The following is a 13,128-nucleotide window of genomic DNA, read 5'->3' as shown; positions in this document are numbered from 1 at the left end:
TTGACTTTTTATTTGCAGGCTGAAGTAACGAGAATGCGACGCGCAGTTTTCAATAAACGCCAGGATATCATCCAGTGATCTGTCACTATGAGAATACGCTTCATAAAGAGTAGTTTTTATCTTTTCAGATTTTCCGTATTATCCTTCTTCTTTTCCGGTATACTTCTTCCATTTGACACTCCCCACAGCAAGGGGTTTTACGACGCATTGGATAAGCAGCAAGCTTTCGGATCACGCCATTATCCCTTACAGAATAATGGATTGCATCGATGTGGAGAATAGGATAGACCTCGTCCAGTGGCCGGTTCTTCCAGTCTTCAATCCGTGGCAGAATCTTATCCGTCACATCAGAAATTTGAACGCAAAGCAAAAAAATTCCCCCGCACCAGCTACTTCCGGTACAGGGGATTTGTCATACTTTATTTTGTTTTCTTCTTTAAAAATCCAATCGATGTCTTACAGATCAGTTTATCGAAAATCATAAACATTGCCGGCAGAATAAGGATAACAACGACCATACTGATGATCGCGCCCCGCGCAAGCAGGGTACAGATGGAACCGATCATCTCAACCTGAGAGTAGCAGGCTACACCGAAGGTTGCGGCAAAGAAACTCAGGCCACTGCTGATGATGGACGGCATACTGGTCTTATGCGCAATACTGATAGCTTCTTTTTTGTCTTTTCCATTCTGGCGCTCTTTCTGATAACGGGTTGTCATCAAGATCGCGTAGTCCACGGTTGCACCGAGCTGAATCGCTCCGATTACGATGCTGGCCACGAATGGAAGGCTGGTTCCCTGATAATACGGGATTGCCATATTCAGCATAATTGCAAACTCGATGACTGCTACCAGAATAATCGGCAGAGAAATCGATTTGAAGATCAGCAGAATGATAATAAAGATTGCACCAATGGAAAGCACGTTTACGTTGACAAGGTCAGCATCGGTAACATCCTGCAGGTCTTTCATCAACGGTGCTTCACCGATGACCATTCCATCTTTATCGTAGGATTTTACGATTTTGTCAATCGCTTTGACCTGTTCGTTTACTTCATCTGTTGCGGACTCATATTCAGAGCTCACAAATGCAAGCTCATACTCATCGCTCTGCAGCATGCTTCGGAGATTTTCCGGGATCATGGATTCCGGAATCGTCGGCCCGAGCAGGGAACTCATGCTGATGGTCGATTTGACACCTTTTACGTTGCCGATCTCATCCATCATTTTCTTTTTCTGTTTGGAATCCATATCGCGATCCATCATCACAATATGCATGTTGCTTACGTCAAACTGCGCTTTTACCTCATCATTTGCCACGTTGCAGTCCAGGGTAGCCGGAAGAGAACGCGCAATGTTGTAGTAAATCTGGGTATGATTGTTTCCGTAGATCGACGGGAACAGCAGAACCAGGAAGATCACAACCCATACTTTATAATGTTTGGTGATAAAGGCGGACGGTTTATCCAGACTCTTTACCAGCGGTCTATGTCTCGTTTTCTCAATTGCCTTGTCAAATACCAGAACCATGGCCGGCAGGACGGTGACACAGCAGACAACGCCGATCAAAACACCTTTTGCCATAACGATACCAAGGTCGCGGCCAAGGGCAAAGGTCATAACACACAGTGCCAGGAAACCGGCTACGGTGGTAACGGAGCTTCCGGCTACGGATTTGAACGTGTTGGCGATTGCATGGCCCATCGCACGCTCTTTGTCATCCGGGAAACGCTTTTTATTCTCCTCGAAACTGTTCAGCAGGAAGATGGAGTAGTCCATCGTAACACCAAGCTGCAGCACGGCGGTCAGCGCTTTTGTGATGTAGGAAGTCTCACCAAGGAACACGTTGCTTCCCAGGTTGTAAAGGATTGCAAGTCCGATACTTAACAGGAACAGGATCGGAACAACGAAGGAAGTCGATGTCAGCTCGATGACAACGAGGCTCAAAACTGCGGCGATGACAACGTAAACCGGCAGCTCTTTTAATGCTACGTTTTTGATATCGGTAACAACACCGGTCATACCGCCGATGAAGCACTGCTCGTTCGCAATTTTACGAAGATCCTCGATTGCCTCCATGGAGTCATCGGAAGAAGTCGTATTATCGAACAGAACGAGCATCATGGTTGCATCCCCATTGTAGAATGCTTTCCGGAGTTTTTCCGGGATCATCTCAACCGGCACGCTGATGTCTGCCACATCGTCATACCATAAAACTTCTTTTACGTGGTTTACCTGCTCGAATTTTTCTTCGAGTTTCTGTACGTCCTTCATTTCCATGTTTTCCACAACAACCATGGAGAACGCACCCATGCCGTATTCATCTACCAGAATGTCCTGTCCTTTTACAGTTTCCAGATGCTCCGGCAGATAGCTGAGCAGATCATAGTTTACTTTCGTTGCTGCCATTCCGATGACTGACGGAATAATCAGCAGAAATCCAATGATCAGCATCAGAATCCTGTGCTTGGCAATCCATTTGCCAACTTTAACCATTTTCATTCATCTCCTCTGATTCATTTTTAACTTGTTTTTCTAGTACCACATCTTACAACTTAAATGACTATTAGTCAATATTTGAAATGGCAAAAAATGAATTTTGGTCATTTTTTGTTTACTTTTACAAAAAATAACGGAAATCGGAAATGGGAATCGTTGATTTTTCTGCGCATCAAAAAAGAGTGCCTGGCTCCTTCGTCCTGACACTCTTTTTATGCATTTTTTTATTTCACTTCAACCAGCTCAATCTCAAAATTCAGCTCTTTTCCAGCCATCTCATGGTTGGCATCAAACGTGATATTGGTCTCGTCTTTTGCGGTAACTTTTACCGGGAACGGCTGGCCGTACTGGTTCTGCAGATAAACCTGCTGTCCGACCTCTACTTCCTCTGCTCCCGGAAGCTGTGCGATCGCAACGGTGAAAATTGCGTTCGGATCCGGCATTCCGTAAGCCTCCTCCGGCATCAGATGGATGTTGACTTTTTCGCCGACTTCCATCTCTGCAACGGCTGCATCGAAGCCGCGGATCATCTGGCCCACACCGCAGATGAACTCGAGCGGTTCGCCGCGGTCGTAGGAAGAATCAAACTGGGTTCCATCGTTGAAGGTTCCTCTGTAGTGGGTACGGCAGGTTTTTCCGACATTCTTACCTTCCATAACCGGAGTCGGTGCACCGCATCCGCCGCCGCAGGTTCCGCAGGAACCGCCGCAGGAGCTCTCCTCTTCCTCATGGCTTCCGCAGTGGCCGCCGCAGGAATGGCCTTCCTCGTGATCGTGGTGATCGCAGGTTGCACCCGCAGATGTGAGCGTTCCGTTTAAGTAAGCTTCCACCGCTGCATCTACATCTCCCTCCGCTCCGGAGCAGAGCTCTACGCCTGCCTCAGCAAGAGCAGCCTGTGCACCGCCGCCGATGCCGCCGCAGATCAGAACATCCACGCCCTGCTCGGAAAGAAGGCCTGCCAGTGCGCCGTGGCCGGTTCCGTTGGATCCGATCACTTCGCTGGAAACCACCTGATTGTCTTCTACTTCGTAAACCTTAAAATTCTCTGTTTTTCCAAAATGCTGGAAAATATTCCCGTTATCGTATGTAACTGCAATTTTCATCTAACTAAATCCTCCGTAGTTTTTTTCTTACGCCTCTTTTTCCTGCATAAAGGCTTCAATCTGGTCTGGATCACGCATCAGATTCTCGGAAAGAACCTCGCATCCGTCCTCTGTAATCAGGATATCATCCTCGATCCGGATTCCGATCTCCCACTCATCAATATAAAGACCCGGCTCATCGGTGATGATGGCGCCTGGACGCAGCTTGTCGTTCCATGCCGCGGTCACATCGTGTACATCGATGCCGAGGTGATGGGAAACGCCGTGCATGTAATAGGTTCCGACCTCCTCTTTCTTCTCGATCAGGCCAAGTTTCACACAGCCCTCGCCGAGAACATCCTTTGCGATATCGTCGAGCTCTTTTAATGTCATACCCGGTTTTGCTGCTTTTGCAACGGCGCGGTTTGCTGCCAGAACAACGTCGTAAACCTGTCTCTGACGGTCCGTATATTTTCCGTTGACTGGATACGTTCTGGTGATATCTGCGCAGTAGCCCTGGAATTTTGCTCCGAGGTCCATCAGAAGCAGGGTCTCATCCTCGCACACGTCACGGTTGGTGTCGTAGTGCAGCATCGTTCCGTTTGCACCGCTTCCTGCGATCGTCGGGAATGCGGTTCCGTCTGCTCCCTCGTGGAAAATCTTGTACTCGAAATCAGCCTGTGCCTGATACTCGGTGCAGCCCGGTTTCAGGTTTTTCATTACAAATTTCAGCGCATCATCCGTGATTTTGATTGCCTGGCGGACAAGTGCGATCTCATCCGCATCCTTCTGCATACGCAGTGCCGCGATGACAGGCGCAATGTCTTTGATCGGTCTGCCCGGGAATTTCTTTGCGAACTCCTCTGCCTTTACCATGTTGTAATCCGGCAGATCCTCGACCTGATAGCGGTAGCAGTCGAAATACAGGGTTCCGATGTCCTCGCGTGCCATCAGACGGTTTACCACGCCCTCAAAGGAATCCAGGAAACGAACGTCATCGATTCCGGTGATCTCCTGTGCCTCGGATACGGTTACTTTTCTTCCAAACCATCTCTCCTGGTTCAGATCCGCTTCCTCGATAAACAGAATGGATTTCTCCTCTTTTGCGGTCTTTTTCATCATCAGGATCATGTGATCTCTGCGAAGGCCGGTCAGATAGAAAAAGTTGCGGTTTGCTTCAAACGGCAGATATTCGTCTGCGCTGACATGCAGCTCGATTCCAGAAAACAAAAGCAGTGCGGAATCCTGGTCCATTTTATCAAAAACCTGTTTTCTTCTTTCTGTAAAGTTCATCTGTCTTTCCTCACTTTCTTTTAGAGCCTGCCAAGATCTGTTTTCGGCTCCTCTACTAAGATAACACGTTCGTGCTTTTTTTCCTACCTTTTTCCTGCTTTTCTGTAAAAATTCTTATTTTATTCCGCACTTTCCAGTCCTTTGACAACTTCCAACGCTTTTTCGAGCTGCACATCGCTCGTCGCGTCATCCGGCAGCTCCACCTCGACATCCGGCGTAATGCCGACCTTGTGGATGTCGTTTCCGAGCGGCGTGTAATAATGGGCAATCGTCAGTTTCACCACGCTGCCGTCCGAGAGCTGGAATGTATTCTGGACAATGCCTTTTCCGAATGTCGTCGTTCCGACAATCGTTCCGATGCCGTAATCTTTGACTGCTCCCGTGAAGATTTCTGCCGCACTTGCCGTATTTTCATTGACCAACACGACGAGTGGAATCGAGATCGGGGTATCGCCGTCGCAGGTATACTCTTCCCGTTTTCCATTTTTATCCTCGGTATACACGATGAGTCCCTCCGGCAGGATCTGGCGCAGGGTGTCACAGACTGCCGTCACGAGGCCGCCCGGATTGCCGCGCAGATCGATGATCAGGCGCTCCATGCCCTGATCCTGCAGTGACTGGTATGCTTTCTGGAACTGCTCGGAGGTAAGCCCTGTAAACTCGCTGATGGCCAGATAGCCGATCTTGTCGTCCAGCATTTTACCGTCTGCCACAATCGCCGCAAGCTTCTCTTTTTTGACTTCCGTTTCAATCAGATCCGCCTCGCCTTCCCGCTCGATGGAAAGCGTCACGGTATCGTTCTCGCTGTTTTTCAGAAGACCGACCGCATCGTTGAGGCTTAAGCCTTCGAGTGTCTGCCCGTCAATCTTCACAATGCGGTCATCCGCCTGAATACCGGCCTTCGCCGCCGGGGTATCGTCCTGTACGCCGGTGACCTGCAGCTTATCGCCGTCCAGCGTCACCGTAACACCGATACCCTGATAGTAGCCCTCCTGCGCTGTCTTGATCGCTTCGTATTCCTCTTTCGTGTAATACGTAGAATACTTGTCGCCGAGGCCGCTGATCATCCCTTTATACATCGCATCCGACAGCTCTGTGTCATCCACATCGCCCGCGTAAAGCTGGCTGATCATCGCTTTGATCGCCGCCGTCTTCCGCCACGACCAGAAGCCGCCGGGGTGGTCCGCACTGCTTCCCGGCCAAAGAAACGTTGTTCCGACAAGCACGATCATTACAAGCGCCAGCATGGAAATCATGCCCGCAAAGTAGCTCTTCCGCATCTCATTTTTTCGGTTTTTCTTTCTGTTTCTGCGCTTTTTCGGTTTTTCCTGCTCTGCCGCTTTTACGCCCTCTTTTTCTTCCTTCATCAGTTCTTCCAAAATATGCCTCCCAATCGAAAGATCCCGGAATCTTTTGACGGATTCCGGGACTTATTTTTACTTTATTATATTGTCTAATCCTATCAGACTTTCAAGTGTTTTCGAATCGTAAAGATACTGCCGACAAGTCCGATTCCCATACCGAGAATGAGTCCGACCGGAAGCAGAATCCGGAATACGGCCGATACCGGCATGAATGCCATAAAGTTCGACAGTACGCTGAACTCCGTCATAACGTAGCTGATGACTCTGTTGTATACAACGTACAGCAGCCCCAGCGGAATCGCTGCTCCGACGAGACCGATCAGGATACCCTCGATCAGGAACGGAGCCCTTACAAACAGGTTCGTCGCACCGATCAGCTTCATGATACCGATCTCCTCTTTCCGGACCGAAATACCGATCGTGACGGTATTGCTGATCAGGAAAACAGATACGGCAAGAAGAATCAGGATGATCGCGATGGAAACGTAGCCAATGACACGGTTCATCGTCGTCAACGTTGTTGTTGCACCCTCGGCCTGTTTAACCTCACGGACACCGTCCAGCGAGCGGATATACTCAGCCAGTGCATCCTGCGTCTCTACCTGGTATACGTAAACCTCGTAGTGAGCAGAAGTTGCGAGCGGGTTGTCGTTTGGCTTAAAGCCGTCCTTGTATTCCTCTTTTCCTTCGAAATACTGTTTTGCAAAGTTTTCCCACGTCTCATCCGCGGAAACATACTTACATTCCTTGACCACATCGGTCTTGGCCTTGATCTCCGTTCCGATCTCATCGATCGTCGCCTGATCCACATCTTCGTTGAAGAAGACGGTCATGGATACGTCTGTCTCGGCATTTTTTACGATGTAGTTAAAGTTGATGACAACCGCAAAGAAGATACCGAACAGAAAGATACAGGCTCCCATGGTTGCGATGGATGCCAGCGAGAACATCTTGTTTCTCCAGATGTTTTTGACACCCTGTTTGATGCTGTAGCCCAGTGTACTAAACCTCATGGTACTCGCCCTCCTTCTCATCGCTGACTACCACGCCTTTTCGCATGGTAATAACGCGTTTTTTCATGGAGTTGACGATCTCACGGTTGTGGGTTACCACAAGAACGGTCGTTCCTCTGTTGTTGATTTCCTCCAGGAGCTTCATAATCTCCATGGAGTTTCCCGGGTCCAGGTTTCCGGTCGGCTCGTCCGCCAGAAGAATGTCAGGCCGGTTGACAATGGCTCTTGCCACAGCAACTCGCTGCTGCTCTCCTCCGGAAAGCTCCTTCGGGAAGGATTTGTACTTCTCTGCCAGTCCGACCAGCGTCAGGACTTCCGGCACGCGCTTTTTGATGACGCGGTTCGGTTTCTCGATGACACGCTGTGCGAATGCTACATTTTCATAGACATTCCGGTCTTTTAAAAGGCGGAAATCCTGGAATACGACGCCGACACCGCGGCGGTATTTCGGCACTCTCCAGCGTTTCATTTTATTTAAGATCTGTCCGTTTACCTTAATGGTACCGGATGTGGGCTCGAGTTCTTTCAAAAGGAGCTTGATCAGCGTCGATTTTCCAGAACCGCTGTTTCCCACGATAAAGACGAATTCCCCCTTCTCGATGTGTAAGGATACGTTGTTGACGGCCGGCTGGCCTTTCGCGTAACTCTTACTTACACTATCCAATGTTATCATGCAATTCCTCCTTCAAGGGTTCTCGCTTAATAATCGAGCGTTTCCATGTATTTCATGTACTGCACAACCATAAGCGCAATCTTGAATGTGATCGCATCTTCAAAAACTCTAAGATCGAGTCCCGTGCTCTTCTGCAGCTTATCCAGCCGATAGACAAGGGTATTTCGGTGTATATAAAGCTGTCTCGAGGTTTCCGAGACATTCAGAGAATTTTCAAAGAATTTATTGATCGTTGTCAGTGTCTCCTCATCAAAGTCATCCGGCGATTTGTTGCCGAAAATTTCTTTGATGAACATTTTGCACAGTGGGATCGGAAGCTGGTAAATCAGACGGCCGATGCCCAGTGAGCTGTATGCATAGATATCATTCTCAGCGGAGAAAATTTTTCCGACGTCCATCGCCATTCTGGCTTCTTTATAGGAACGCGATACTTCTTTGATCTCCTTGACAATGGTACCGTAAGCAACGTGGGTTTTCCCCTCCTCATCTCTTCCTGCTGCTTCCAGAATGGTGGCTGCCACTTTGTTCATCTGGGCATAATCCTCACCTGGAGCAAGTTCTTTTACGATGATGATGTTTTTCTCATCAACTGCAGTGATAAAGTCACCGGATTTGGTACCGAGCAGACTCTTGACGCTCTCGAGCGCCCCGCTGTTCTTATCCGGATTTGTCTCAAGAATAAATACAAGGCGGCGTGCTTCCACTTCAATATGTAACTTCTTCGCCCTGTTGTAGATGTCGACCAGCAGCAGGTTGTCGAGCAGCAGGTTCTTGATAAAGTTGTCTTTATCGAAGCGCTCCTTGTAGGCGGTAAGGAGGCCCTGAATCTGGAAGGTAACCATTTTCCCGATCAGGTGAATGTCATCGTTTCCGCCTTTTACAACCAGAATGTACTCCAGCTGGTGTTCATCGTATACTTTAAAAAACTGATAATTTTTCATGGTCTGGGAATCTGCCTGAGACTGCGCAAACGTTACAATATCATTCTGGCTGATCTCAACCTCCGGAAACGTCGTTACCAGAACCTTTCCTTCTACATCAGTCACGCAGAGTTCGACACGCGAAATATTTTTGATTCCCTCAATGGTACTCTGTAAAATCTGATTTGAAATCATATTTTCTTCCCTCTTTCATCCTATAGTTTGTCTCCGGCTGCACCCGCTTTCATTGCCAGGCATATCCACACCCCTATGGTTCTGCGCCTGATGCAAAGTACCTCACAGATATACTTATTTTAATACAAAATAGACAAAAAAGGAAGAGAAAACACAACATTTATACCACAAATTACGTAAAAAGGTCAGGAAAAATCCGTCTGGAAGCCCTCTCCTAAGACCTCTCTTGCATCCGACACAACGACAAACGCGTCCGGATCGATCGTTCCTACGATCTGTTTGAGCTGCGGGATCTGTTTTTTGCCCACAACACAGAATACCATCATACGCTCTTCGCCCGTGTACATTCCCTTGATGTGGATGCCGGACGCGCCGCGGTCGAGTTCTTTCATGAGCTCATCGGCTACCTGCTCCGGATGCGCGGTAATGATAAACGCGGATTTCGCATAATTCATACCTTCCATCAGGGCATCCGTCATTTTCGTCGTCACGTAGATTGCCACGATCGCATAGAGCGAAGCGTGGATACCGAAGACAAAAATACCGGCGATGACGATGATTCCATCAAGCACCTGCATAACCTGTGCAACGGAATAGTGGCGCAGCTTTCTCTGGATCAGAGCCGCCATCATATCCGTTCCGCCCGTCGTACCGTTTCCGATGAAGACGAGGCCGATGCCTGCTCCCATCAGAACGCCGCCGAACAGTGCGGAAAGCATCCTGTCATCCGGCACCAGCTGCAGCACCGGGAGAACGGCAATCCAGAACGTATTCATCAGGGTTCCGAAGATGGTTTTCACCAGAAAATCGCGGCTCATACGGATTCCGAACAGAAAGAGCGGAATGTTCAGCACAAGGTTCGTCACCCAGAGCGGAACTCCTTTTCCGAACAGCATCTGGCTCAGTTGTTTGATGACGATTGCAAGACCGGAAAATCCTCCGGTAACAAGCCCCGCCGGGTCGTAAATCGAGCTGGTCGCAACCGCCATGACCGCGGTTCCCAGCGTAATCAGCAGATAATCTCTCCACTGCTGTTTGTTCCGTATCCAGTTCATGAACTTCAACCGTCCTTTTCGCTGTTATATTTTGTTACCATCCACTTGAACGTATTCTTCTTTAGCAGAGTTCCCCACCAGCTCGTTTTTATACCGGCCTCGTTCTGCAGCGTCGAATGCTCGCCAAGGCTCAGCCAGATTTTTGCGCTGATTTTGCTGCTGTTTTCCAGAACGAAACGATCCTGCCGCGTTCCTGCAAGGCCGCTCACAATCACGTCCGTCGTCTGGCTGTTGATCTCGTTGACCAGGCTGTCAAACGCGGATTCCTCCAGCGTCTCGACGACAGCACCGCCTCCGATCTCAATGCCGGGATACGTTTCTGTCAGATATTTCTGCAGTGTCTGCAGTTCTTCCCCAGTGTCGCCCAGTACGAAAATCCGGCTTTTCTTCTGAATCAGTCCCCAGAAAAAGCGTGCGATGAACTCGTTCGTCTCCACTTCCTCATAGGACGGCGTCTCCGGGTCAATTCCTGCTGCCTCCAGCACCTCGGTTTCCCCGATGACCGTCAGATCCAGATCTTCGATATACTGTTTCCACGTCGGTTCCTTGCTCGCCTGCATCAGCATCTGCATCGTAACAATCCCGATGGTGTTCAGCTTATCGTTTGAGAGGTATTCCTCTGCAATCTCCATCGCCGCATCGACGCGGTAATGTTTCAGCTTCACACCTAAAATTTCCAGTTCTGCATTCATTGTTCTGTATACTTCTGTTTTCCTTCGAAATCCAGAAGCGTTTCCTCCATGTTTTCCTGCCGTTTCTTCCGGCAGCGCTGTCCGCCTTTTTCTTCTGGCAACAGCTAATCTTCATTATACTAAAAAAAGAGGCTGTTGTCAAAAACAGCCTCTTTTTCTGCCCTGTTTTCACAGAATTTTTACAATTTATCAGACCGTCTGCGGATTAAACCTCAAACATCAGATCGCCGTAGGACGGCATCGGCCACATCTCTTTGTCTACGATCATCTCCAGTTTGTCAACCGGTGCACGGAGTGCCTCCATAGCCGGAGCAACTTTCTCGTAGTAGTATTTTGCTTTTGCTTCGCCGTCTTCCATCTCGCATCCTGCATTCTCGATTGCGATCAGCTCGTCGAGTGCTTTCTGGGTTTTCTCAAGCAGTGCACTTGTCTCGTTCAGCAGATTTTTCTGTACACCAACTGCTGTAACACCTGCTGCGGTGATGGTGTTGATAGATCCAGCCAGGGAAGTCGCATATTTGATGACTGCCGGGATGATCTGTTTGCTTGCCATGTCGATCATGGTCTTTGCTTCGATGTTGATGGTCTTTGCATAGTTCTCGAATTTAACTTCTGCACGGGATACCAGCTCTGCCTCGGTGAATACTTTGAAATCGCCGAACAGTTTGATTGCGGTGTCAGTGGTCAGTGCCGGGATTGCATACACCATGGATTTGATGTTCGGAAGTCCTCTTCTCTCTGCCTCAGCTAACCACTCATCTGCATATCCGTCGCCATTGAAGATGATTCTCTGATGCTCACTTAAGTTCTTCTTGATCAGATCATGGACAGCGTCCTCGAAGTTTTCAGCGCCTTCTAGTACATCGCATGCATCGCGGAATGCTTCTGCAACGATGGTGTTCAGTACGATGTTCGGAGCTGCAACGGAATCACGGGAACCAACCATACGGAACTCGAATTTGTTTCCGGTGAAAGCAAACGGTGAGGTTCTGTTACGGTCGGTAGCATCTTTCTTGAGATCCGGAAGTGTCTTAACACCAGTCTCCAGAACGCCCTCTTTTTTGCTCTTTGTTGCATTTCCGGTGCTGATGAGCTGCTCTACAACATCCTCCAGCTGCTCTCCAAGGAATACAGAAATAATAGCTGGCGGCGCCTCGTTAGCTCCCAGTCTGTGATCGTTTCCCGGATCGGCTGCGGACTCACGAAGCAGATCTGCGTGAACATCAACGGCTTTCAGAACGCAGCTTAATACGAGCAGGAACTGAATGTTCTCGTGCGGTGTTTTGCCCGGCTCAAGAAGGTTGATGCCGTCATCTGTGGTGATGGACCAGTTGTCGTGTTTACCGGAACCGTTGACACCTGCGAACGGTTTCTCATGCAGCAGGCATTTCAGTCCGTGCTGGCATGCAACTCTCTTTAAAGTCTGCATAACGAGCTGGTTGTTGTCAACTGCTACGTTTGCCTCGGAATAAATGGAAGCCAGCTCGTGCTGTGCCGGTGCAACCTCATTGTGCTGTGTCTTTGCTGTAACACCCATCTTCCACAGCTCAATGTTGACATCCTTCATAAAGGAAGCAATTCTCTGACGGATGGTTCCGAAATAGTGATCGTCCATCTCCTGTCCTTTTGGAGGCATTGCGCCAAACAGGGTACGTCCGGTGTAGATCAGGTCTTTTCTCTGCAGGAATTTCTCTGCATCTACCAGGAAGTATTCCTGCTCCGGTCCTACGGAAGGAGTTACTTTCTTGGAAGTGGTGTTTCCGAACAGTTTTAACAGACGCAGGGACTGTACATTCAGAGCTTCCATGGAACGAAGAAGCGGTGTTTTCTGGTCAAGCGCCTCTCCTGTGTAGGAGCAGAATGCAGTCGGAATGCAGAGGGTTGCGCCTGCTGCGTCCTGACGAACGAAAGCCGGTGAGGTGCAGTCCCATGCTGTATATCCTCTTGCCTCAAAGGTAGCACGCAGTCCACCGGACGGGAAAGAAGATGCATCCGGCTCGCCTTTGATCAGCTCTTTACCGGAGAAGCTCATCAGTACTTTGCCGTTCGGCATCGGTGCTGTGATAAAAGAATCGTGCTTTTCTGCAGTTGCACCGGTCAGTGGCTGGAACCAGTGTGTATAGTGTGTTGCTCCTTTTTCAATTGCCCATTCTTTCATCTCATGTGCAATCGTATCTGCAGTAGCAAGATCCAGCTCACCGCCTTCTTCGATGATCTTTTTCAGCTTCTTGTAAACATTTTTTGGAAGACGTTCCTGCATTACAGTGTCATTGAATACATTTTCGCCAAAAATTTTGGCTGGATTTACATATTCTCCCATTTTCTTTCTTCCTTTCCATTTGT

Annotated in this window: 10 protein-coding genes and 1 pseudogene; all 11 read right to left on the bottom strand. The window is 48.8% G+C overall.

The annotated features are described in order from the left end of the window. Positions 1-211: 211 nt before the first annotated feature. A pseudogene (locus DW642_RS13490) lies at positions 212-355 on the bottom strand (transposase); the annotation flags it as partial. A 64-nt stretch (positions 356-419) separates the two neighbouring features. Further along, a complete protein-coding gene (locus DW642_RS13485) occupies positions 420-2,495 on the bottom strand; it encodes an efflux RND transporter permease subunit (protein WP_117510482.1) in 2,076 nt (691 codons plus the stop codon). A 227-nt stretch (positions 2,496-2,722) separates the two neighbouring features. After that, positions 2,723-3,601, bottom strand: a complete 879-nt coding sequence (locus DW642_RS13480) for a NifB/NifX family molybdenum-iron cluster-binding protein (RefSeq protein WP_055220733.1) — start codon at positions 3,599-3,601, stop codon at positions 2,723-2,725. Positions 3,602-3,628: 27 nt separating this feature from the next. Then, complete coding sequence (locus DW642_RS13475; RefSeq protein ID WP_117510480.1) at positions 3,629-4,873, bottom strand: aminopeptidase P N-terminal domain-containing protein; 1,245 nt, start codon at positions 4,871-4,873, stop codon at positions 3,629-3,631. A 119-nt stretch (positions 4,874-4,992) separates the two neighbouring features. Further along, positions 4,993-6,252, bottom strand: a complete 1,260-nt coding sequence (locus DW642_RS13470) for a S41 family peptidase (protein ID WP_238032634.1) — start codon at positions 6,250-6,252, stop codon at positions 4,993-4,995. Positions 6,253-6,335: 83 nt separating this feature from the next. After that, complete coding sequence (gene ftsX / locus DW642_RS13465) at positions 6,336-7,250, bottom strand: permease-like cell division protein FtsX (RefSeq protein ID WP_022461639.1); 915 nt, start codon at positions 7,248-7,250, stop codon at positions 6,336-6,338. Continuing rightward, entirely contained in the window at positions 7,240-7,923 is a 684-nt protein-coding gene (ftsE, locus tag DW642_RS13460; protein WP_022461638.1) for a cell division ATP-binding protein FtsE, read from the bottom strand. Before ftsE ends, ftsX begins: the two co-directional genes overlap by 11 nt. A gap of 26 nt (positions 7,924-7,949) precedes the next feature. Continuing rightward, positions 7,950-9,038, bottom strand: coding sequence for a PucR family transcriptional regulator (locus tag DW642_RS13455; RefSeq protein ID WP_117510479.1), 1,089 nt, complete (start codon positions 9,036-9,038; stop codon positions 7,950-7,952). A gap of 185 nt (positions 9,039-9,223) precedes the next feature. Beyond that, positions 9,224-10,093: a YitT family protein gene (locus tag DW642_RS13450; RefSeq protein ID WP_117510478.1), complete on the bottom strand. Its 870-nt coding sequence runs from the start codon at positions 10,091-10,093 to the stop codon at positions 9,224-9,226. Positions 10,094-10,098: 5 nt separating this feature from the next. Next, on the bottom strand, positions 10,099-10,785 hold the full coding sequence (locus tag DW642_RS13445; protein ID WP_117510477.1) for a WecB/TagA/CpsF family glycosyltransferase: 687 nt from the start codon (positions 10,783-10,785) through the stop codon (positions 10,099-10,101). A gap of 205 nt (positions 10,786-10,990) precedes the next feature. Next, positions 10,991-13,105 (bottom strand): glutamine synthetase III family protein, encoded by a 2,115-nt coding sequence (locus tag DW642_RS13440; RefSeq protein ID WP_117510476.1) that lies wholly within the window; start codon positions 13,103-13,105, stop codon positions 10,991-10,993. Positions 13,106-13,128 lie beyond the last annotated feature (23 nt).

Source organism: Blautia sp. AM23-13AC, from assembly GCF_003435675.1.
GTDB classification, from domain to species: Bacteria; Bacillota; Clostridia; order Lachnospirales; family Lachnospiraceae; genus Fusicatenibacter; species Fusicatenibacter saccharivorans.
Note: the sequence above shows the minus strand (reverse complement) of the source record. Positions and strands in the feature narration are given on the sequence as shown.